The organism is Lachnoanaerobaculum sp. Marseille-Q4761, assembly GCF_017565785.1.
GTDB lineage: Bacteria > Bacillota > Clostridia > Lachnospirales > Lachnospiraceae > Lachnoanaerobaculum.
Genome location: NZ_JAGEKB010000003.1, coordinates 684744 through 708419, shown reverse-complemented (window position 1 = coordinate 708419; position 23676 = coordinate 684744). Strand labels below are relative to the sequence as shown.

The following is a 23676-nucleotide window of genomic DNA, read 5'->3' as shown; positions in this document are numbered from 1 at the left end:
AATACTATTATACAAAATTTAATACTGAAGGTCAAACTTAATATATTCTTATTATATTCTTATATTGTTAATGCGAATACCATTATGTATAATCATAAGGATGTGAGGAGGCAAGATGATAAACAAGAAAAAAGAAGATGGGAATATCCTGAAAAAACTGCTTTGGTGGATTCCCATAATTATTTTGGGCTTGATGTTCGCCCTTGGCGCTTGTACGAAGCAGGAAGCCAAAAAAGAAAGTTTAAAAGCTGAAAGTACTCAAGCTGAAAGTGCTCAAAAAGAAAGCGGCGAAAAGGAATCCAAAGAAGAAACTACTTATAACAGTAAAAAAAGCCGGAAAGAAAAGAAGAAAAAAAATCATACCAAAGAGTCAAATGAAGAAACGACTGAATCTGCACAGGAAACAACGGCGGAAACCGAGCAGGGAAGTACATATGAAAGCAGAAGCTTAAATGTAGAAGAAAACGGAAATTATACTTCAAAAGAAGAAGTGGCATTATATATCCATACTTATGGAAAACTTCCTGTAAATTACATTACAAAAAAGCAGGCCGAGGAGCTTGGCTGGGATCCTGAAAAGGGTAATCTTTCAGATATATTGCCGGGAATGAGTATTGGAGGTAATGTTTTCGGAAACTATGAAGGGGCATTGCCGAGGGCAGGCGGAAGAAGATATTTTGAATGTGATATTGACTATGAGGGCGGATACAGAGGTGCCAAAAGAATAGTTTATTCAAATGACGGACTGGTATTTTATACGGAAGATCATTATAATACTTTTGAACAAATATATTAGGTAAAAGCAAATGAATAATATAACTTTGAAATTGGATAAATTTAGCACAAAAAACGAGATTCATAATTATTTAAAAAAGAAAATGAAATTTCCTGATTATTATGGTGGAAATTTGGATGCGCTGTTTGATTGTCTGACAGATATAAGCGCTGATACGGCTATTGATATAAGATATGATATAAACAGCGATATACAAAGGGCAGTACTTGAAGTATTCAGTGATGCTGTAGCCCAAAATACACATTTAGCCATAATAAAGACAAAGGTAAGTAAAAAAAATTAAATTTGTGGTCTTGGAACGGAGAATAGATGGAGTCAAAGTGGATGCTTTATACAAAGCGGGCTGAATTTGAGAAAATATCAGCCCGTTTTAATATTTCACCTGTATTGGCAAGGATTATAATAAACAGAGATATAAAGGAAGAGGATTTCTCGATATTTCTTCAAAATGATTTAAAACTTATGCATAATGCAGGAGAGCTTACAGGTATAGAAAAAGCTTATGAAATTATTATGGAGGAGATAGAATCCGGAAGAAAAGTAAGGGTTGTGGGAGATTATGATATTGACGGAGTATGCTCATCATATATTCTTGTAAAGGCATTAAAATATTTCGGAGCAAATGTAGATGTAAAAATACCCGACAGGATAAAAGACGGCTACGGAATCAATGATAATATTATAAATGATGCGGCAAATGACGGTGTTTCAATGATTATCACCTGTGATAACGGCATCGCGGCACATAGTCAAATGGAGCTTGCAAAAAGACTTGGAATAAAGGTAATTATTACAGACCATCATGAGGTATATCAGGAGGATGGCAAAGACCTTCTGCCTGTTGCAAATGTGGTGATTAATCCGAAAAGAAGTGACTGTGATTACCCTTTTAAAAGTATTTGCGGAGGTTTGGTTGCATATAAGCTGATGGAATATGTATATGAGAGATTGTATTCCAAAAAGATTTATGATGATGAGAAACTTACAGACCTTTTTGAGGTGGCGGCAATAGCTACAATAGGTGATGTTATGCCGCTTGTGGATGAAAACAGGATATTGGTAAAAAACGGGCTGAAAAGCCTAATGCATACAAAGAACCTCGGACTGCAGGCGCTTATAAAGGTGACAGGTATGGAGGGCAAAAAACTGACCGCCTATAGCATCGGCTTTGTACTGGGACCTTGCCTTAATGCAGGAGGAAGGCTTGAGAATGCTCTGATTGCGCTTAATATGTTTATGGCGGAAAGTGAAGAAGAGGCTATGAAATATGCTTCTCATCTAAAGGAGCTTAATGATGAGAGAAAGGATTTGACATTAAAAAATGTAAAAAGGGCAATTGAAACAGCTGAAAATGATTATTCAGATAATGATATTTTGGTTATATATCTGGATGATTGTCATGAGTCCATTGCCGGAATAATAGCGGGAAGAGTAAGGGAGGCGATAGGAAAGCCGACCATTATACTTACGGAGGCTTTCGGTGAAGAGGATATGATAAAGGGCTCCGGAAGGTCAATAGAAAGTTATAATATGTTTGAGGCATTGTATGAGGTCAAGGATATATTTGTGAAATTCGGAGGACATCATATGGCGGCAGGAATGAGTTTAAAAAAGGAAAGGCTTGACGAATTCAGGGAGAGATTAAATGAAAACTCTAAGCTATGTGATGAAGACTTTGTACAAAAGATATGGATTGATATAGCATTGCCTTTTTCATATCTGAGCCTTGATTTTGTAAGGGAACTTGATAAGCTTGAGCCTTTCGGAAATAAAAATGAAAAACCGAAGTTTGCAAGAAAGGATATAAAAATCATTTCAAAAACCATATTGGGAAAGAATAAAAATGTGGTGAAAATGGTATTGGAGGATGTGGACAAAACTGCTGTAGAAGCGATATATTTTGGTGACGGAGAGGAGTTTTTTAAAAGCATTCAGGATAAAAAAACAATAGATATAATATATTATCCCGATATCAATGAATATGGTGGCAGAGAAAGTTTGCAAATAGTTATAAGTAATTATAGGTAAAAAATATATAGCAAAGCAATTTGATTTATTGTATACTTTCATAAGCAATAGTATGCAGGTAGGAGAAAAACAAATATGGTTAATGAAGTGATGAACTTTTTAAAGGAGATTGACCCCGAGGTAGGAAATGCAGTAGAAAAAGAGGCAAACAGACAGAGAAGAAATCTTGAGCTTATTGCATCTGAAAATATTGTATCGGAAGCCGTAATGATGGCAATGGGGACAGTGCTCACAAATAAATATGCTGAAGGGTATCCGGGAAAAAGATATTATGGCGGTTGTGAAGATGTAGATATTGTAGAAAGTATTGCAATCGAAAGAGCAAAGAAATTATTCGGTTGTGATTATGCAAATGTTCAGCCTCATTCAGGTGCACAGGCAAATATGGCTGTATTCCTTGCAATGCTTGAGGCAGGAGATACGGTTCTTGGAATGAATCTAAACCATGGAGGACATTTAACACATGGTTCAGCAGTAAATTTCTCAGGAAAATACTTTAATATAGTTCCGTACGGTGTAAATGATGAAGGCTTTATAGATTATGATGAGCTTGAGAAGATAGCGATAGAGCATAAGCCCAAAATGATTATTGCAGGTGCAAGTGCCTATGCAAGAACAATTGATTTTAAGAGATTCAGAGAAGTTGCGGATAAGGTAGGAGCATATCTGATGGTGGATATGGCACATATTGCAGGGCTTGTAGCGGCAGGAATTCATCCTTCACCGATAGGAATAGCTGATGTTGTAACTACTACAACACATAAAACACTTAGAGGTCCAAGAGGAGGTCTTATTCTTGCCAATAAGGAAGCGGCTGAGAAATTTAACTTTAATAAGGCTGTATTCCCGGGAATACAGGGCGGACCGTTGGAGCATGTGATAGCATCAAAGGCGGTTTGTTTTGGTGAAGCTCTAAAGCCTGAGTTTAAAAAGTATCAGGAACAGATAGTAAAAAATGCAAAGGCATTGGCGGATGCATTGATATCTGAGGGCTTTAATATTCTTACAGGAGGAACCGACAATCATTTGATGTTACTTGACCTTAGAGGAACGGGCATTACAGGTAAGGAACTTCAAAACAAATGTGATGAAGTATATATTACTTTGAATAAGAATACAGTACCAAACGATCCGCAGAGTCCTTTTACTACAAGCGGTGTCAGAATAGGAACTCCTGCTGTTACAAGCAGAGGTCTTGTGGAAGAAGATATGAAGCAGATAGCAAGACTTATAAAGATGACAGCTTATGAGTTTGATACAAAGGCGGATGAGATAAGAGCCGAAGTAATAAAGCTTATGGACAAATATCCTATTTACAAATAAGAATAATTTGGAAAGGACAGCCCAAGAATAATTTTGGGCTGCTTTGGTGTGTTCAATGAAAGAATTAAAGGATTATGTAAGGAGTATACCTGATTTTCCGGAGCCGGGAATAATATTCAGGGATGTAACCACTATATTGCAGGATGCCGACGGTCTTGCTCTAAGTATTGACGGTTTGAGAAATGAAATAAAAGATTTGGACTATAATCTCATTGTAGGTCCTGAATCAAGAGGATTTATATTCGGTGTACCTGTAGCCTATGCAGAGCATAAGGCATTTATACCTGTAAGAAAAAAAGGTAAATTACCTTGTGAGACCGTGAGCATGGATTATGATTTGGAGTATGGCAAGGCTACAATTGAAATCCATAAGGATGCTATAAAGCCGGGTGATAAGGTGGTTATAATAGATGACCTTATTGCAACAGGAGGAACAATAGAGGCTATTACAAAGCTTGTAGAGAGTCTTGGCGGAGAGATTGTAAAGATTGTATTTGTTATGGAGTTGGAAGGATTGAAAGGCAAAGAAAAGCTCTCAAAATATGATATCGCAAGTTTAATAAAATATGAGGGCAAATAGAATTAAAGAGGCATAATTTCTGTATTGGAGTTATGTCTTTTTTATTTGATTTTCTATTATATTATTTTTTTTAACTTTTATAGCATTATAATATATAATATATTTGTACAAACAAAAATATCATCAAAAGTAAAAGGATAGGTTTTATGGGGAGCGGTTTCTTGGAATACTTAGGCGGAATGAAGAATTTAACGCCCAAAGAATATGATTTTATGAAGAAATTTATATGGACACATTCAGGCGAGATATCAAGCAGTGAGATTTATGAGGAAGCAGGAATGCCGAGAGGAAGTGTAAGCGGAATTTTATTCAGCGTTTCCGAAAAGGGATATTTGAAAAAGAAACAAGTCGGCTGGCACCATATATACACTGTTTTAATATCCGAGCTTGAATATGAAAGGGCATTGTTAAGACAGCAGATAAAAGAGGCGACAGGCAAAGGCTCCTTTGAATATCTGATAGCCGCCTTTTATGGAAAAGATACATTAAGTGAGGAGCAGCTTGGTAAAATCAACAATTTATTAAAGGACTTTGAAAATGCTTTGGGCGATGACAAATGACATAGGGGCGGCAAGTGATTTTCTATTTATACTGTTTGTGCCTATAATAGTTACGAACATAGTTATTGTTTTAATAGTATTTATTAAAGACTACCTTGAAAAGATATTAAGTATGTGTCAGCTTAACAAACTGCTTAAGGGTTTTATGCTGTATATTTCATCTTCACTCCTGGTAATTACAGGATATATTGTAGGCAGGTTTTTGATTACTGAAAAACTCAATGTTATAAGCAATGATGTATCCGAATTGTCTTTTGTCAGAGATAAGACCATTGCTAATGCCACTTCTTTTGGCGGAAACCTTATATTCTTAATTCTGCTTGCAGTCTGGTTTATAGGGATATTTGCTTTAGGAATAAACCAGTTAATTAAGGAAAGAGCTTTCTTAAAGAAACTTGATAGACTAAGTGAACTCATAACTGACGGTACAAGTATTGAAACAAAAGATAGGCTTATTGAAGAAATGGGCATAAAAAAGGATTTCAGGGTGTTTATAAACTCCATAATACCTTCCCCGTTTATAATAGGGTTTGTTAAGCCGAAGATATTTTTATCAGAAAATAGTCTCTCGGATTTGGAAACGGAGATTATATTAAGACATGAAATGACGCACTTAAAAGCTAAGGATTATTTTTATCGCAGGCTTATGTTTATGCTTTGTGTGATGTATTGGTTTAATCCTGCCGTACATATTTTTCTGAATAAATTCATTGAAATAAATGAAATGGCGTGTGATGAAGCCACATTAAAAAATTATTCAGACAGAGAAAAATTAATTTATGCAAAGCTTCTGCATGATATGGCGTGCAGTAAGCCTGATATAGAAAATATTATATGTTTAACAGGAAAAACAACGATAAGTCTCCAAAGGAGGATAATTAACATTATGAATAGTAAAAAAATGATGAAAAGGATACCCTATATTGCTTTATCAACACTGATACTTGGAATATGCCCTGTAATATCTTATGCGGCAACCAACAGCTCTATAGATATGCAGACTTATGTAATTGACATGCTGGATAAAGATATAGAAGAAACTGCTGATACTGAACTTATAGAACAGCAGGAAATGGATAATACGGATATTACAGCAGTTATGTTAGAGGAAGCAGTGCCTATGAGCGGAAGCGTTGACATAGACATAAATGTGGACGGTAAAATCAGGGTTATTACAAACACAGTATATATGAGAAAAGGTTCAAAAGTAACTTTTACATTATATGCTGACAATTCCGACAATAAGTTCAGAATCGGATTATTGGACAGTAAAAATAAAAAGGTTTTTGTAAATTCAAAAAGTGGAGAGGCTAGACATACATTTACGGTCAATACTTCCGGAGAATATAGACTTTTTATAGAGGGACTTGAGAATAAAAACATTCATATAACAGAAAGCATATATATAAAAAATTAAAATCATGCAAGCTTGTGTAGCAGATGTAATCTTGTAACATTAGGTGATTGCAAGAGCTGACTAAATCAATTTATTTATAAATAGTGAATGTATAATTTACTATAGGCACATAAGCAAAAATATTAATTTGATTTTAGTATTTTGCAAGTACCTGTAGCGATAAAAAATCTAAAGAAAGGAAAGGAGTACAATTTTTATGAAAAAGATAAATCCTATGAGGTACAAGAATGGAGATTATTATTTTGTTTAGTTTTGGAATGTTGCTATAATCAAGTATTTTTCGATATTTTAATACTGGCAATATAAAAGAATAGAAAAATATATATTTGAAGATTTTTATTAAGCAAGGAGGAATGCAAGATGAAAAAATATTTAAAAATAATGTCTCTGGTATTAAGTATATGTTTATTATCATTGAATGTTGGATTTAATACTTATGCCTCAGAGAATGATACGTTGTATTATCAGGGTGTTGCTATTGAACAAAAAGAACTATCAGAAGACACATTAGAGTGGTTAGATTGGTATAATTCTTTATCTCTGGATGAACAAGATAGCATTAATTATGAGCCAGTAGACTTACAAAAGCTGATTGTCAATTCTGAAGATATTATAGTATCCGAACCAGAACTAGGTGAATTAGGCATAGATGACATAGTGCCTTTTGCATTAGGAGCACCAGTATATAATCCAAGTTGGTGGAATAATAGAAATTCGTATAAAGAGAGCTAATTGTTATGCCTATTCAATGGACATAATTCAAAATTTTGTAGGAAAATTACAGCCTGGTCAACTGTCAGGACGAACTTTTGAGGTATTATCTGAATCAAGTATCTTTAGTGCTGTTGTGCGTGATGGTTCTCGTTTAGGTGGAGGACGCTATATTAGAAGGTCAAGCTTAAGTGAACGTCCAGGTTCAGGAGAGTATAAAGTTGCTTTAGTCATTGCACCAGATAGGGATTACCATTGGTATGTACTTAACACTAATGGGTATTGGTCACACAAAAGAGGATATTTAAAAGTTACAAATGTAGATGCTAGTGGGAAAAGGATTACAAACCCTCAAACCTGCAACCGAAATTATGGAAATTTAAACTATTCAGTTTTCTGTGGCTTTTACATTGTAAAGAGAGGATAGAAATAGACAATTCAATTTTAACTAGAGAATATATTGATAGGTTAATACTTCTAAAAGGAAAAGAGAATATAAGTTGGAACGATTTTACAAAATTCACATACAAAGATATTGGAAGTGGGGGCTATGTATATGAATACCCAATGAAAAATAATGAATATTTATATATCATAGGTTATGACTTAAATATTAGTCCCAAATCCATTTATATTATTAGTGAAATAAAAGAGAAAATATCTATCAAATAATTACTTCTCAAAAGAGCTATATATAATCTCATATAGAGACAGGGTAGTTTTCTACCTTGTCTCTTATTTATAAAGGCATAGTAAAACTATATGATATTAATGCCTTTTGCTAAAGTTCTACTATGCAAAATGTAGAACTTTTTTTATTTTTCAAATTTATCTCAAAAACTTTGGCATTTTTGAAATTTCGTTGTTGTAGGTAGTGAAAGGGGAAACAGGAAATGTTCATAGTAAGAAAGTCATAAATCAAAGGGAGAAGAGCTGAATAAGGATTTTGAAATAGTAAAGGGCGGAAATATTGTAAAAGAAGTCAGAAAGCTTACTGATGAGGAGATGGATTCAAGGCTTAGACAGGTGGCAAGAATTGTAAAAATCGGTATGTTTATGGACAGATATCCGGCGGAGCTTTCCGGAGGGCAGCAACAAAGAGTTGCCATTGCCAGAACACTTGCCACAAGACCTCAAGTATTGTTTATGGATGAGCCGTTATCAAACCTGGATGCCAAGCTGAGACTTGAAATGCGTTATGAGTTACAAAGGCTTCATGTGGAGACCGGAAGTACATTTGTTTATGTTACACATGACCAGATGGAGGCAATGACTCTTGCGACTCAGATATGTCTGGTAGAAAACGGTGTATTGCAGCAGTATGCACCGCCGCTGGAAGTTTACACAAGACCTGAAAATCTTTTTGTTGCGGACTTTGTAGGCAATCCTTCCATCAACTTTGTTGAGGCAAAGGGAACTCAGCAAAATGACGGAAGTATTTCTTTGAATATTTTGGACGGAGTAAATGTAAAATTTATCCCGAATGAGAAAATAAAGCTGGATGAGTGGTTTGATAAAAGAGATGATGATATCACAAAAAAACAGGAACATCATAAGGAACTTTTAAAAAGCAAAAACTTTGTTGAAAAGTCAAATAAGGATGAGGTATTTAAATATCATATCGCAAAGGTTATGGAGGAAGACAGCAGTATACAAACAGATCCGGTACTTAGCAATGAGGATTTTGTGCTGGGTATAAGACCTGAAGCCATCGGTATTACATCCGGCGACGGACTTAAGACCACAATTTACGGAGCGATGCCCACAGGTATGGAAAGTACTCTAAAGCTTAGATTTGGTGATTATCTTCTTACCGGTGTAATATTTGGAAATACGGCATATAAAATAGGTGAAAATGTCAATATAAATATAAACGGAGATGAAATACTGCTATTTGACAGAAATTCGGGCAGAAGAATTGCTGCAGGCAGATTGGTTTTGGAAAATGCTTAAATATTGCTTCATAAGTTTTAAAAATGCTTAAATATTGGTATTGACAAATAAAGGTAAGTTAAATATAATTATTAATTGTGACATTAGAGATTGATGCTTATTCCAATGCCCCGGAGAGCATTTATCCATATAAAGCGAAGTTAAAAGATTAATGGAGGTCAGTCAATGAAAACTTTTATGGCTAATCCGGATAAGATCGACAGAAAATGGTATGTTGTCGATGCAAAGGGAGCTACATTGGGACGACTTGCTTCAGAAGTTGCAAGTGTATTAAGAGGAAAGAACAAGCCGGAATTTACACCACACGCTGATTGTGGAGATTATGTTATTGTAATCAATGCTGCAGAGGTAAAGGTTACAGGTAAAAAGTTAGATCAGAAGATTTATTACAACCATTCAGAGTATGTTGGTGGTATGAGAGAGACAACACTTCGTGAGCTTCTTGCTAAGAAGCCTGAGAGAGTTGTAGAGCTTGCCATCAAGGGCATGCTTCCAAAGGGACCACTTGGTAGAGATATGTATAGAAAGCTTCATGTTTATGCAGGCGAGACTCATGGACATCAGGCACAGAAACCGGTAGTAATGGAAATTAAAGGCTAATAATCTTTAAGAAGGAGAATGGTATGGCTAACGATAAGTTTTACGGAACAGGTAGAAGAAAAAGTTCTATCGCTAGAGTGTATCTTGTGCCGGGAACAGGCAAGATAACAATAAATAAAAGAGATATTGATGAGTATTTTGGTCTTGAGACATTAAAGGTTGTTGTTCGTCAGCCTTTAGTAGCTACAGACAATGTAAATAAATTTGATGTACTTGTAAATGTTTGCGGTGGCGGTTTCACAGGACAGGCAGGCGCTATCAGACATGGTATATCAAGAGCACTTCTTCATGCAGATGAGGAATACAGACCGACTTTAAAGAAGGCAGGATTCCTCACAAGAGATCCAAGAATGAAAGAGCGCAAGAAATACGGTCTTAAATCAGCAAGAAGAGCACCACAGTTCTCAAAGAGATAATAAAGACACAAAATTATACCCGGTATATGCGAGGAAAACCTTGTATATACCGGGTTTTTCTTTGTTTGAAATTCTACCTGATTTTGCGTACCGATAGTAAGATAGTAACTTACCGGTAACACTGTATTATGATCTTCCGTAAGACTTTTACAATCTTTTGTAAGATTGTCATATAAATGTTTAAGACATCCTTATATCCCAAATATTACTTTAATCTTAAAAAAACATAAAAATGCTATGGACAGATATAAAAAGGCAAGGTAAAATAATAATTAACAAAACAGTGTATATATAGTGTAAATTCATCAAGTATATTCATAAATTTTTATATAAAACACAAAATTTATAAATGACTGATAAAAATATCTTAATTTGTATAGTAAAAACACTGGTTGCTTTAAGTGGGAGGACAAGATGAATAAGAGGTTGGGTATTATTTTTGCAGTGATTCTGATTACTGCGATTATTGTAGGATGTACGGGATTTGGAAGAAAAAATGATAAGCCTGTAGTTCTTACACTTTGGCATGTGTATGGCGGTCAGACAGATTCTCCTCTAAATCAGACAATTGACAGATTTAATGAGACCACAGGTAAAGAAAAGGGTATAAGGATACAGGTTACAAGTGTGTCAAATACCAATACTATACATGAAGCGGTAATTGCGGCTGCAAATAAAGAGCCGGGAGCCGCAGAACTTCCTGATATGTTTGTATCATATCCAAAGACTGTATTGTCTTTACCGGATAAGGATATATTGGTGGACTATAAGGATTATTTCAATGAGGAAGAGTTAAAGGCATTTATACCGGAGTTTATTCAGGAGGGAATGATTGATGATAAGCTTATGGTATTCCCTGTAGCAAAATCAACTGAGATTCTTTTTGTCAACAGAACATTGTTTGACAGGTTTTCAAAAGAAACCGGAGCCAAGGAAGAGGAACTTGCGACCTGGGACGGAGTGTTTAATATGGCAAAGCTTTATCAGAAATGGTCAGATGATAAAACACCTGATATTGCAAATGACGGAGGGAACTTTTTTGTTCATGACTATCATTTTAATTATTTCCAGGTGGGATGTGAGTCTTTAGGCGAGGATTTCTTTTCGGATATAGCTGATGGAGGAAAGCTTGCATTCGGTGAGAAGTTTAAACAGATTTGGCAGCCGTATGCAAATGCCGCAATATCAGGCGGTGTATGGCTTCGTGACGGATATGCAACAGAGCCGCTGCGAACAGGAAAGGCTATAGTTAGTGTGGCTTCATCTGCAAGTGTTTTATACTATGAAGATGTGGTGACATATGAGAATAATATATCTGAACCTATAGAAGTCATATCATACCCTGTGCCTATCTTTGAAAACGGAAAAAAGATGGTTATGCAAAGAGGTGCCGGATTTTGTACCGTAAAATCCACTAAAGAGCGTGAGAAGGCTGCGGCTGAATTTTTAAAATGGCTTACAGAGCCTGAGAATAATATTGAATTTGTAGTTAAAGCCGGCTATATGCCTGTGACGGAGAAGGCATTTGAAGAATTGCCAAATGCGTCTGAAAAGCTTGAAAATCTTAAGTATAGGAGCTTATATGAGGCTTTAGCAAAAACCAAGAAAGATTATACTTTCTATGTTGCACCACAACTGCCGAATTATCTTGATTTGGAGATGCATTTTGAAAAAAATGTCAGACTTGAACTTTCAAGAGTAGAGCAAGAGTATAAGGATGCTTTGCAAAATAATACTCAAACCGATATAAATACTTATATTGAGGAGGCATACGAAAATCTGGTGCAGGCTATGAAATAACCCGGAGATAAAATATGGACCTGAAAAATGAAATAAATAAGCCTGTAAATACGAAAAAAACATCCATTCTTGATATATTTAAGGGAACAAGCAAACAGAGCCGGTCAATGCGAAGCAAGCTTATGTTATATTTGTTTTGCCTGGTGTTGGCAGGTACAGGTATACTGCTGTTGTTATTGGTGGCAGGCGGTGTTTTTTCAGAGAGTGGAACCAGACTGGAACAGTACTTACAAGTACATTTGCAAAATCAAAAAAAGGATATAAAGGAGAGGGTGGATCTTTTTACGACCAATGGTATAGATCTGTCAAAGCGGCTTTCAGGATTTTTGGAAAGAGAAGTGCTATCCTATCCCTATGATATAAAATCACTTGATAATAATGAGGAGGCTCTTAGAAAGATGCAGGAGAATATGTATCTCTTGCTGGAGAGTAAGCTTCATGTTACAAGGGCAAGCGGAGTGTTTGCGGTATTGGATACTACAGTCAATACCTCTGCTCCCGGAGCTGAACATTCACGCAGCGGTGTATATTTAAGAATTGCAAATATAAGCGGAAATGTTTTGGAAGATGATGTTTTTTTGTTTCGAGGAAATCCCAATGTAGCAATGCAGAATAAAATACAGATTCATAATCGCTGGAATATGGAATTTGATATACAAAACATGGATTGGTATAATGAGCAGATTTCAGCTGATAATAAAAAGTCGCTTTCAGAAAACTATTTATGGATCAACAGACAGCATTTGGAGGATACATGGGAAAATTGTATATTCCTAACTATACCTATTATCGGAAGTGAGTCCGGTAGATATGGAATATGCGGACTTGAAATAAGCAGCCTGTTATTTAGATTAAGCTATCCCAAATATGAAAGTAAATATGGTGATATGGTGACTATAATTGCCCCGACAGATCAGGGTAAACTATTGGTATCTGACGGATTATGCGGTTCTCAGGGCAGCAGTTATATAAATGAAAATGAAGATCTCTTTATCGATCCCGGTAAAACATATAATACTTATTTTAATGCACAGGGAAAATATATAGGAATACAGCAGCCTATAGACGGAGTATTTGACTTACAGGGAAGACAGTGGTCTGTTGCGGTGCTTGTTTCATATAACAGCTTTAAGGAACAGGAAAGATATGAAAAACTGGTTCTGGTAATTATTTTAATGATGTTCAGCCTTGTTATGCTTTTGATATCATTTATAATATCCCGTAGATTTGTTAAACCTATTGAGAGAGGAATTGAAAATTTAAAAACAGAAGATTTTTATAAAACCCAAAATCACTCAGGTATCAAAGAAATAGATATACTTGCCGAATTCTTAAAAACAAAAGAGGAGCAATATAAGAACAAGGGAGGGGCATTGCCTAAGGAGGTAGAAGAACTTTTTGATCGTTTTATAGAAAATTCAAAGGAGCTGACCTCATCTGAGAGAAATATTCTCGGATACTATGCCAAGGGGCATGAGATTTCCGAACTTCCGGATTTGCTTTGTATCAGTTTAAATACGGTTAGAAAACATAATAGAAATATCTATATGAAACTGGAAGTAAATTCAAAAGACGAGCTACAGATATATCTTGATCTGTTGATAAGATGCGGAAGAATAAATGAAATAATATAGAGGTAAATACACTGCATATATGCATAATTAATGTGATATGTGGTGTATTTTTTTATGCAAAACATTGGTATTCAATAGATAGTATTTGAAAAACGAACTTAAAAGTATCCGTCGGATAATATATTTTAAAATAAAAAAGTGATATGAATAGTATAAGCGGTAATTGAGTTTATGCCGGATATAAAATCAGGCAAAAGATTTTATTTTAGGCAGGAGAGCTATGATAGGTTGAGGCCTTTATAAGAGTAGAGGAGATTTCAAAGTCTGAGCTCTTTTTATTTATAATAAGTGGATTTTAAGTAAATTTACACGAGTGGAGGGGTAAAATGAAGATTAAAAAGAAAATAAAAAAGAACCTGCCGGTAACACTACTACTTATATTTATTATACTTATATCGACATCCTGTATAATAACAGATAAAAACGAAACAAAGTCTGCAAAAGAAACTACCGAAAAAGAAAGTAAAAAAAAGGATGAACAAAAGACTAAGGATAAAAAGAAAGATAAAGAGAATAAAAATTCAGTATCCGAGTTGCCCTATATCCTTTTAGAAAGAACAGGTGAAGGACATTTTGATGAGGACTTTAATTATTTGTATATTATTCATAATGTACATCTTAAATTAGAGCAGACAACAAAAGAGTTTGAGCCGCTTATCAAGGCATTTGATAAGTATAATAAGGAGGCGGATGAAGTATATAAATATGAGCTTATGGAATTGGCATCCCCTCCACAATATACAGAGGAAGAAGAGTCGGAATATGGACAAATAACCCAAAGTGTGGGAACATCCACATATATTATAAGAGCGGATAAGGCTGTAGTAAGCATAGTAAATTATAAAAATGCCTATTATGGAGGCGGAAGTATTGAATATCTAAGATACTCCACCAATTTTGATACAGCCTCAGGTAAGGAACTTGCATTTTCTGATGTGGTCAAGGATGAAAATAAATTCTTAGAACTGGCAGATGCAAGAGCAAAAGAATATTATGATGATTTAAAACCTTCTGAGAGAATAAAAGAGGATGGAAAAGAGCTTACTTGGACTATAGGCTCTGAGGGAGTATCATTATATTTTGATATATATGAGCAGCAAGCATATGAAGAGCTGCCAAGGATTGTAACAGTTTATTTTGATGAAGATAAAAGTATATTTAATTCAAAATATACAAAGGCAGAGGATGAATATGTGACTCCTCTTGTAAAAGGAATGAAGCTGGAACTTGATATTGACGGTGACGGCAAAAGGGAGTCTGTATATGCCGATAAAATACTAAGTGAAGGTCCGGAAGTTTATGACAGTATGTATTCGGGAATAAAAATTGTAGCCGGAGATAAAGAGAGCCAAAGAATCGACGGCTATGACTATGAGGCATATATAATTAAAAAATCAGGTAAATACTATATGTATGCATTTATGAGTGAATTGGATGATGCAAAATTACTGTATATAGTAGATCTTTCAAATATTGATCAAATTGAAGATGAAAACCTGTATGTAAGTATCGGAAGCAGAGAGAATGATTGGAAAAGAAGTGATGGTGTGGAAAAATTTTACAGCCTGAATGAAACTTTTACCAACCCCGATTTTTTTATGGGATCATTCAGATATGATGTATTGGGTACAAATACCTGTATGACAAAGTGGACTATAAAAGATGATGCCTATCCTGAGGCGGGACAAAGATATAAACTTACAGATAACAGTGTATTGCATACAAAGACAGATATATCCTGTACCGAGGTTGACGGAAAAGGAAATGAAAAGAATGAAGCGACCATACCAAGTGATTCCTATATATTATTGCTATACACAGACAAAGAGTATGTGGATGTAAGAATTATAGATGAAAAATATGTAGATGAACTCGAGTGGGGAGGAGTTGAAGAGAGGTATTTTGAACTTAATGACAAAAGCCTTTCAGATTATGAAGGCAGCTGTTATAGATTCAGGCTTGAAAGTGATGAGTATGGCCGGGATAAAAAGGTGAATGGAATAAACATAAATGAGCTTTTTGAAGGTTTATCATACTCTTCATAGCTTTAGATTATGTGTTGTATATCATATAGGAGAAATATAATGAGATATAGAAAACTATGGTTTTTTGCTATATTAGTTATGTTGATTATTGCATTTTCAACATCATGTAAAAAGCCGGATAATGACGGTGTGAGGGATGAAAAATTATCTGTTGAAAAGGAAAGTGAAATTGAAGAAGAAACTAAAAAGGATGAACAAAAAGATTTCGTATTAGAAAAAGAGGGTAAAAAGAAAAAAACATCAAACATACCTCATATAATTTTGAAGGAAATAATAGAGGAATGTAACGATGATGAGATTGGCAGCTCGTTGTACAGAATAAGAAACAATATGCTCCAACTAAAGGATGAAGGAAAAGATTTTGAAGCGCTTAACAATGCCTTTAAAGAATATAATAAAGAAGTAAGCGAAAAAATGGCATATACAAAGGAGTCTATGGATGAGCTGGCAGAGAGTGAAAAATCCAACAGACTCTCAGGATTTGGAGAAAATACAAGATTATATGAGACTGATACATATATAATGAGGGCGGATAATGTTGTAGTAAGCATACTTAATTATACAGAGTATGATTATACAGGTGGGAATCCGGGGTATATAAGAAGTTCAGCCAATTTTGATACTCTTAGCGGAGAAAATATAAAATTCACTGATGTGGTAAAGGATGATGAAAAATTCTTTGAAATGGTGGATAAGAGGGCAAAAGAAGATTATGAAGAAAGTAATATCACAAAGCCTTCAAAGTATGCTAAGGAGATTAAAGAAGACGGCTATAAGGATCTTGTATGGACAATAAGTCCCATGGGAGTTACCTTATATTTTGATACGGAGATACTTGGGAAAAATACTGACGGTCCACAGGTTATTACGATTTCTTTTGAGGAAGCGAAGGATATATTTGAGCCGAAATATATATATAAAGATAAAGACTATGTATTCCCTGTAGTTGCGGGAAATATGAATCTCCATTTTGATATTGACGGTGACGGCAAACAGGAAAATGTGTCCGTAGATCCGGTTTATAATCAGAATGCAGAGACTCTTGATATATATGAAACAGGATTAATGGTATATGGAGGGAAATCCGGAGAAAAGGAAATATCGGGTTATGATGGAAGAGCCTATCTGGTAAGAAAAAATGATAATTACTATATGTATGTATTTATTGTAGATGAAATAAGTGCTCTTTACAGTCTGGACCTTAAAGGTGTAGAGACGGAAAATGATTATGATATGCTAAGCCTGAGCATAAGAGACAACTCATGGGAGCAGGACGGGAATATCGAAAGGTATGAAGCATTAAAAGAAACATTTACAGATACAAAATCTTTTATGGTGGAAACAATGGGTTATCTACTCGGTACTGTGATAGCAGAAAAGCAGTGCTGTGTAGGAGATGAAGGTAAGCCTGAGATAAGCAGCGAGCGTGGAAAAGCTTCATCAGAGATTGCTTTGTATACTTTAAAGGATATTGAATGTATGTTGGTAGATGAAAAAGGTAATATAAAAAGTGAAGATGTTGTGTTATCGGCTGATTCATATATTTTGCCAATCTATACCGATAATGAGAAATTTGTTGATGTAATAACTATAGATGAAAAATACCTGGATGCCTTTGGAGAAGAAGGGGATAGATACTTTATATTAAACAAGAATATTTTTTCGGATTATGAGGGGTATTGCTACAGAATAATGGTTGAAACAGATGAAGAAGGATTTAATAAGGTCAACGGAGAAGATTTGGAGAAAATCTTTGAAGGGATAATGTATGCAGGATAAAATGATGATTAAAGGCAAATATATTTTAAAATAAAAGAGGAGGGATGGTATGCGTTATCAGATTGAGGGTGGAAACCTTCCGGCAGTGGTTATAGAGCTTGAACCCGGCGAGGTTATCATTAGCGAAGTAGGTGGAAGAACATGGGCAAAAGGACCTATAGACACAGACACCAAAGCAACGGGAGGAATAGGAAAGGCTATTGGAAGAATGTTTAGTGGTGAAAGCTTTTTTATGAGTCATTATACTGCGAAGGGGCATGCTGAAATAGGTTTTTCTTCATCCTTTGCCGGAAGTATCATTGCAAAAGAACTTAAGGCGGGAGAAAGTATAATCTGTCAAAAATCAGCATTTCTTTGTGCAACATCTGAAGTCAGTCTTTCCATTCACTTCCAAAAAAAGATAGGTGCAGGGTTCTTTGGAGGAGAAGGCTTTATAATGCAAAAGGTAACAGGACCGGGAACTGTATTTTTAGAACTTGACGGATATGTAAAAGAGTACGATCTTAATCCGGGAGAACAGGTAGTATGTGATACAGGATTGATCGCACTGATGGATGAGAGCTGTACTATGGATGTAGTAGTTGTAAAGGGAATTAAAAATAAATTCTTTGGAGGTGAAGGACTGATAGATACAGTAGTAACAGGACCGGGGAAGGTGTATATTCAGACAATGTCATTGCCAAGGCTTGGAGAGATGTTGACTCCGTTTATAAAAATCAGTAAACAATAAATATTATAAAGAAGGGTAAAAAGATGAAGAAATTATTTGGAATGAAATTATCAGGTTTTGTATGGTTGCTTTGTGGAATGATACTATTATCTATGATGCTTGCAGGTTGCACAGGTAAGGCGGCAAAATCCTCAGATGCAGGATATTATGTACTGGATTCTGCAAGCATGGAAGGTGCGGAGCTGAAAAAAGAAGAACTTGAAGCAATCGGTATGGCATACTATATAGTATTTAACGATGACGGCAAAGGTATAGCCAACTTTGACGAACCGACAGAAATAGAATGGGGAGACGGCAAATTCAGTGCTGACGGCGAAACTATCGAATATACCATCAAAGGTGATATTTTGACGATAGAAATCGAAGAATATACTATAAAATTTAAGCGAAGCAATGAAACACCACCGTCAGCATAATAAAAAAAGAATTCAATGGCATGAATCTTTAAAAATAGGGAGACTCTAAGTGAGTCTCTCTATTTTTGTATTATTAGTGAAATATATGTCTTATTTTTGCTTTTTTAGGATTTGCTTATATACTGATAGGTATACCTGTAAAGCCACCTGTATTCACAATAGACGGTACAAAAATCATCGTAAGCAAAACAAAAGTGTCTGAGCTGTTGGATAGCGGATTTGATATTTATATAAAGGAAGATAATTCTTCATACAAATATGAGGAATTATTGACAGACAATTCGTTTATTAAGTATGAAAAAGGTCAAAATATAACCATAGAAAAAGGCTATCGACGGAATGGTGAATCAATGGGAAATATGCCCTATTTACTGGTGAAAGACGGAACTGTTATTGCAGGTATGGACTTTTATGGAAGTATGAAAGAAGATATGGATATAGAAGACTCTAAAGTTATTCATATTTGTATGGATGAGAATTGTGTAGCATCATCAAAGGAAAAATTTATTGATATAAAATTTGAAAGTATGAATTTACTTGATAAATTGGAACTTGAGGCAGTAAAAGAGGTATTTGGCAAAAAGTTATGGCTAAGACCAAGCGGATATAATGATGATACAACAGATTTTGTATATGGAATAGCATGGCGTACCAATAGTGAAAGTTTATTTTGGAACGAGTATTATTGCTATATTCGTTTTGATGAAAACAAGAAAATGAGGGAATTTACGCTATCAACAAGTATAGCAAGAGATAAAAAGTAAAGCGGTAATTTTATGATTGAGAGTGATAGAATAATTGCGTTTTTTTTGTATTTAGGATATATTATTGTAAGTATAAATTATTTTATCAAGCATAGGAGATTCATATGGAATTAAAGCAGGAACTTATAATAGTCTTGGACTTTGGAGGTCAGTATAATCAATTAGTTGCAAGACGAGTAAGAGAGAATAATGTATATTGTGAAATCTATTCATATAAAACACCTTTGGAAGAAATAAAGAAGAAAAATCCAAAAGGTATAATACTTACAGGAGGACCGGACAGCTGTTATCTGCCTGATTCAGCCACATATTCAAAAGAACTTTTTGCACTCGGAATTCCTGTGCTTGGGCTCTGCTACGGAGCACAGCTTATGCAGCATCTCCTTGGCGGAAAGGTAGAAAGAGCCGATATAAGAGAGTATGGCAAAATACAGCTTACAGTGGACAAGTTAGAAAGTGAATTATTTGAAAATGTACCAAAGGAAAGCATAGTATGGATGAGTCATACCGATTATATAAGTAAGCTGGGTGAAGGGTTTGAGATTACATCACATAGCAAAGACTGTCCTGTGGCAACATATGAAAATACTGAAAAAAAATTATATGGAATTCAATTCCATCCTGAGGTACTGCATTCAGAGTACGGCTCAGTGATTCTTGGGAATTTTATAAAGAGTGTTTGTAAATGCGAATGTAACTGGAAGATGGATGCCTTTGTAGAGAGCAGCATAAAGGCAATCAAGGAAAAGGTAGGAAATGGCAAGGTTCTATGTGCCCTTTCAGGTGGAGTGGATTCATCAGTTGCGGCAGTAATGCTAAGTAAGGCAGTAGGAGAGAACCTCACCTGCGTATTTGTAGACCACGGACTTCTTAGAAAGAACGAGGGAGATGAGGTAGAGGCGGTATTTGGCCCTAACGGCAACTACAAGTTAAACTTCATCAGAGTAAATGCTGCAGAAAGATTCTATGCAAAGCTTGCAGGTGTAAGCGAGCCTGAAAAGAAGAGAAAGATAATAGGCGAGGAGTTTATCAGAGTATTTGAAGAGGAAGCAAAAAAAATCGGTAAAGTAGATTTCCTCGTACAGGGAACCATCTATCCGGATGTAGTAGAATCCGGTCTTGGCGGCGAGAGTGTAGTAATAAAATCTCATCACAATGTAGGAGGACTCCCTGACTATGTAGATTTCAAAGAAATCATAGAGCCGCTTAGAGATCTCTTCAAGGATGAAGTAAGAAAAGCCGGACTCGAACTTGGTATTCCAAAACATCTTGTATTCCGTCAACCATTCCCGGGACCGGGCCTTGGCATAAGAATTATCGGTGAAGTAACCGCCGAGAAGGTAAAGATAGTACAGGATGCAGATGCCATATACCGTGAGGAGATAGATAAGGCAGAGCTTTCAATGGAAATCAACCAGTACTTTGCAGCCCTCACCAATATGAGAAGTGTAGGAGTAATGGGTGACTACAGAACCTATGACTACGCCATAGCTCTCCGCGCCGTAAAAACAATAGACTTTATGACAGCCGAAGCCGCAAGACTTCCCTGGGAAGTACTTGAAAAGGTGACCAACAGAATTATCAATGAAGTAGACCATGTAAACAGGGTGCTTTATGATATAACAAGCAAGCCACCGGGGACGATTGAGTTGGAGTAACGGGAGTAAATATGTTACTGTTGTAAAACTGTTGAAAACAGTGACTTTTAGTGGTTTGAAAGGGTGGAAAACATATTGTTGATATTATTTGGATACTAAAGATAAGAAAAAGTAGCATCCAAAGAGAGTTGTTGAATTGAGTGAGTTTTACAAGCGATACTTATTCTTATTGCAAAAAGGACAATAAGGTAAGTAATTTGTTTAGAAAGCCTTTCATCATTTTGGTGAGAGGCTTTTCGTGAAAATAGTGGGTGACAAGTTTGAATTTACCGAAAAAAATAACTTTCAGTTTTACACAGAATGGTTTCTTTAGGAGGCTGAATTATGATTACTTCAAAGGTGACCAAGAATGATCTGAAAATTTGGAAAGCACTTTTTGAAAATAACAGAGAGCGTTTAGTTGAAAATAGAATAAGCGGAAATGATCTTAACGAATACTTTTGCTCCAATTATGTGTATAATCAAGTGGACATTCCTGAACTTACTGAGGCTGTAACCTGTAATGCTCGTGAAAATGGATCGAATACTCCTTTAATTCGAACTTATGTAGTTCATGGCAATGTATATGTGGGAATTGATCTTGAAACAGGTTTTTTCCATGTTGAATCTGAAGATGTGAAAGTAGTGGCACAAATATGGGATGATTTGTTCATTAGTAGAGGATTGAGTAAGAAAGACTTAGATAACTATGTTATTGTAGGTCAGTATTTATCATTGCTGAAATATTAAATCTTAGTTTGTGGAGGATCAGAACATGAAAGATAAGAATACTTTGATACCTATAGACGAAACAAATATACCGGATATGATTTATACTGTTCAAGGACGACAGGTCATGATAGATAGTGATTTGGCCGGTTTATACCAAGTTACAACAGGTAATTTGAATAAAGCAATGAAAAGAAATGCTGCAAGGTTTCCTGAGCAGTTTTGTTTTCAATTAACAGAGATGGAATATCAAAACTTGAGATTCCAAAATGGAACCTCAAGTACAAACAATGCACATGGCAGAAGACGATATATGCCCTATGTTTTCACAGAACAGGGGATTGCAAGGTTGTCTGCCGTACTTAAAAGTGATATTGCAGTGGATGTAAGCATAAAAATCATGGATACTTTTGTTAGAATGCGTAATTTCTTTATTTCAAACAAAGATATGTTTTCTCGTCTTGATAGAGTGGAATTAAAACAGCTGGAAACAGATAAGAAACTGGAAGAAGTATTCAACTACATTGCAAGCAATACAGAGGTAAGGCAGAAGACTTTCATGATAGGTTTTTGATTATTGATGATAAAGAGGGCTATTTAATAGGTGCATCCATAAAAGATGCAGGCAAGAAAAGCTTTGCAATAACAAAGATTGAAGGCGTAGATATAGTTCGGGATTTGATTAAAAAAGTGGGGAATAAAGATATAAACCTTAAGTAATAAAAATTTTTTTAAAAGAAGAATAGTGATAAAAATACCTTTAATCACTGTTTGTACTACCCTTTGGTGGAGGAAAGGAGCATAAAATGACAGATGAAAAATTAGTTCAAATGGGATTGAATGGTAATGATTCTCTAAAAATGATTTTATCGGGATATGTTGAAAATGATAAGAATGAGAATGATGGAGAAAAAGTAGGTGTAGTTTCTGTTATGTTTGTGTCTGAAAACAAGGAACTTGTAAGTAAAAAAATGGAAGAATTTGAAGCAAAATATCCTGAAAGATATTTTATGGTGTACAGTGTTCCACTGGATACTGAACTGGAAGAATTAAACCATTATCCATCAATTGCCATTTTTGAAAGTGATTTAAAGTAGAATTTTTGGTGATTTGGCAATTGTAATATAATAACTATATTAATATACAAAAATAGATTTATTTTACAGTAAAAACTGATATGAAAGGTTTAGTGATGAGAATAGCAGTGAGTGCTTGTTTACTTGGAGAGAACTGCAAATATAATGGCGGGAACAATTATAGTGAAAAGTTAGTTGATTATATTAAAGGTAATGATGTGTTGTCTGTCTGCCCTGAGGTCATGGGAGGACTACCGGTACCAAGAGAATCGGCGGAAATTGTGAATGGCGTGGTAAGTCATAAAGACGGTACCTCAGTTGATAAAGAATTTAGAAAAGGTGCAAAAAAAGCATTGGAAATAGTAAAAGAAGAAAATGTAGATCTTGTTATACTGCAATCAAGGAGTCCATCATGTGGAGTTAATTCAATATATGACGGTTCTTTTTCGGGTAAGCTTATTTCCGGTAAAGGAGTATTTGCAGATTTACTGCAAAAGAATGGGATAAAGGTGATGGACATTGCGGATTTATAGATACTTTGGCTTGTAAGTACAATATATATATATATTTTGCTTTGGAAGTACTGAACATTAAGTATGCATATACTAAGCATTGCATAGCCTGTAAATATTACGGAAAAGCTAGTTGCAAAGGAGATTTATGAGAAAAGAGTTTGAAATAA

25 protein-coding genes are annotated in these 23676 nt (G+C 35.2%); all 25 read left to right on the top strand.

From position 1 onward, the window contains the following. The first annotated feature begins 115 nt into the window (after window positions 1–115). Window positions 116–796: a ribonuclease domain-containing protein gene (locus J4O15_RS14440; protein WP_208101253.1), complete on the top strand. Its 681-nt coding sequence runs from the start codon at window positions 116–118 to the stop codon at window positions 794–796. A gap of 10 nt (window positions 797–806) precedes the next feature. After that, window positions 807–1079: a barstar family protein gene (locus J4O15_RS14435; RefSeq protein ID WP_208101252.1), complete on the top strand. Its 273-nt coding sequence runs from the start codon at window positions 807–809 to the stop codon at window positions 1077–1079. Window positions 1080–1105: 26 nt separating this feature from the next. Then, a complete protein-coding gene (gene recJ / locus J4O15_RS14430) occupies window positions 1106–2824 on the top strand; it encodes a single-stranded-DNA-specific exonuclease RecJ (RefSeq protein WP_208101251.1) in 1719 nt (572 codons plus the stop codon). Between the two features lie 75 nt (window positions 2825–2899). Then, the gene (gene glyA, locus J4O15_RS14425; RefSeq protein ID WP_009219966.1) at window positions 2900–4147 is read left to right on the top strand and encodes a serine hydroxymethyltransferase; all 1248 of its coding nucleotides are present in this window, start codon (window positions 2900–2902) and stop codon (window positions 4145–4147) included. 55 nt (window positions 4148–4202) lie between these two features. Further along, entirely contained in the window at window positions 4203–4727 is a 525-nt protein-coding gene (locus tag J4O15_RS14420; protein WP_009219967.1) for an adenine phosphoribosyltransferase, read from the top strand. A 146-nt stretch (window positions 4728–4873) separates the two neighbouring features. Continuing rightward, window positions 4874–5287: a BlaI/MecI/CopY family transcriptional regulator gene (locus tag J4O15_RS14415; RefSeq protein ID WP_009219968.1), complete on the top strand. Its 414-nt coding sequence runs from the start codon at window positions 4874–4876 to the stop codon at window positions 5285–5287. Beyond that, window positions 5265–6704, top strand: a complete 1440-nt coding sequence (locus J4O15_RS14410; RefSeq protein ID WP_208101250.1) for a M56 family metallopeptidase — start codon at window positions 5265–5267, stop codon at window positions 6702–6704. The genes J4O15_RS14415 and J4O15_RS14410 overlap by 23 nt, the downstream gene beginning before the upstream one ends. Window positions 6705–7064: 360 nt before the next feature. Further along, window positions 7065–7436, top strand: a complete 372-nt coding sequence (locus tag J4O15_RS14405; protein ID WP_208101249.1) for a hypothetical protein — start codon at window positions 7065–7067, stop codon at window positions 7434–7436. Window positions 7437–7452: 16 nt separating this feature from the next. Next, window positions 7453–7842 (top strand): hypothetical protein, encoded by a 390-nt coding sequence (locus J4O15_RS14400; protein ID WP_208101248.1) that lies wholly within the window; start codon window positions 7453–7455, stop codon window positions 7840–7842. 506 nt (window positions 7843–8348) lie between these two features. Beyond that, window positions 8349–9368, top strand: a complete 1020-nt coding sequence (locus J4O15_RS14395; protein WP_330638862.1) for an ABC transporter ATP-binding protein — start codon at window positions 8349–8351, stop codon at window positions 9366–9368. Between the two features lie 165 nt (window positions 9369–9533). Continuing rightward, window positions 9534–9968 (top strand): 50S ribosomal protein L13, encoded by a 435-nt coding sequence (rplM, locus tag J4O15_RS14390; RefSeq protein ID WP_009219972.1) that lies wholly within the window; start codon window positions 9534–9536, stop codon window positions 9966–9968. Window positions 9969–9991: 23 nt separating this feature from the next. After that, window positions 9992–10384: a 30S ribosomal protein S9 gene (gene rpsI, locus J4O15_RS14385; RefSeq protein ID WP_009219973.1), complete on the top strand. Its 393-nt coding sequence runs from the start codon at window positions 9992–9994 to the stop codon at window positions 10382–10384. 414 nt (window positions 10385–10798) lie between these two features. Continuing rightward, on the top strand, window positions 10799–12184 hold the full coding sequence (locus J4O15_RS14380) for an extracellular solute-binding protein (protein ID WP_208101246.1): 1386 nt from the start codon (window positions 10799–10801) through the stop codon (window positions 12182–12184). A 14-nt stretch (window positions 12185–12198) separates the two neighbouring features. Further along, window positions 12199–13818: a helix-turn-helix transcriptional regulator gene (locus tag J4O15_RS14375; protein ID WP_208101245.1), complete on the top strand. Its 1620-nt coding sequence runs from the start codon at window positions 12199–12201 to the stop codon at window positions 13816–13818. A gap of 326 nt (window positions 13819–14144) precedes the next feature. Then, the gene (locus J4O15_RS14370) at window positions 14145–15863 is read left to right on the top strand and encodes a hypothetical protein (protein ID WP_208101244.1); all 1719 of its coding nucleotides are present in this window, start codon (window positions 14145–14147) and stop codon (window positions 15861–15863) included. Window positions 15864–15902: 39 nt separating this feature from the next. Continuing rightward, a complete protein-coding gene (locus J4O15_RS14365) occupies window positions 15903–17642 on the top strand; it encodes a hypothetical protein (RefSeq protein ID WP_208101243.1) in 1740 nt (579 codons plus the stop codon). A 49-nt stretch (window positions 17643–17691) separates the two neighbouring features. Continuing rightward, on the top strand, window positions 17692–18372 hold the full coding sequence (locus tag J4O15_RS14360) for a TIGR00266 family protein (protein ID WP_208101242.1): 681 nt from the start codon (window positions 17692–17694) through the stop codon (window positions 18370–18372). Window positions 18373–18395: 23 nt separating this feature from the next. Continuing rightward, complete coding sequence (locus J4O15_RS14355; protein ID WP_208101241.1) at window positions 18396–18788, top strand: lipocalin family protein; 393 nt, start codon at window positions 18396–18398, stop codon at window positions 18786–18788. Window positions 18789–18982: 194 nt separating this feature from the next. Then, window positions 18983–19552, top strand: a complete 570-nt coding sequence (locus tag J4O15_RS14350) for a hypothetical protein (protein ID WP_208101240.1) — start codon at window positions 18983–18985, stop codon at window positions 19550–19552. A gap of 104 nt (window positions 19553–19656) precedes the next feature. Beyond that, window positions 19657–21210, top strand: coding sequence for a glutamine-hydrolyzing GMP synthase (gene guaA, locus J4O15_RS14345; RefSeq protein WP_208101239.1), 1554 nt, complete (start codon window positions 19657–19659; stop codon window positions 21208–21210). A 324-nt stretch (window positions 21211–21534) separates the two neighbouring features. Further along, window positions 21535–21939 (top strand): hypothetical protein, encoded by a 405-nt coding sequence (locus J4O15_RS14340; protein ID WP_208101238.1) that lies wholly within the window; start codon window positions 21535–21537, stop codon window positions 21937–21939. A gap of 25 nt (window positions 21940–21964) precedes the next feature. Then, on the top strand, window positions 21965–22492 hold the full coding sequence (locus tag J4O15_RS14335; RefSeq protein WP_243762082.1) for an ORF6N domain-containing protein: 528 nt from the start codon (window positions 21965–21967) through the stop codon (window positions 22490–22492). Then, window positions 22489–22638, top strand: coding sequence for a hypothetical protein (locus tag J4O15_RS16025; protein WP_243762081.1), 150 nt, complete (start codon window positions 22489–22491; stop codon window positions 22636–22638). The genes J4O15_RS14335 and J4O15_RS16025 overlap by 4 nt, the downstream gene beginning before the upstream one ends. Before the next feature lie 86 nt (window positions 22639–22724). Continuing rightward, window positions 22725–23015 carry a hypothetical protein gene (locus J4O15_RS14330; protein WP_208101237.1) on the top strand — a complete coding sequence of 97 codons (291 nt, stop codon included), beginning with the start codon at window positions 22725–22727 and terminating at the stop codon, window positions 23013–23015. A 95-nt stretch (window positions 23016–23110) separates the two neighbouring features. Continuing rightward, entirely contained in the window at window positions 23111–23527 is a 417-nt protein-coding gene (locus J4O15_RS14325) for a DUF523 domain-containing protein (RefSeq protein ID WP_009219987.1), read from the top strand. Window positions 23528–23676 lie beyond the last annotated feature (149 nt).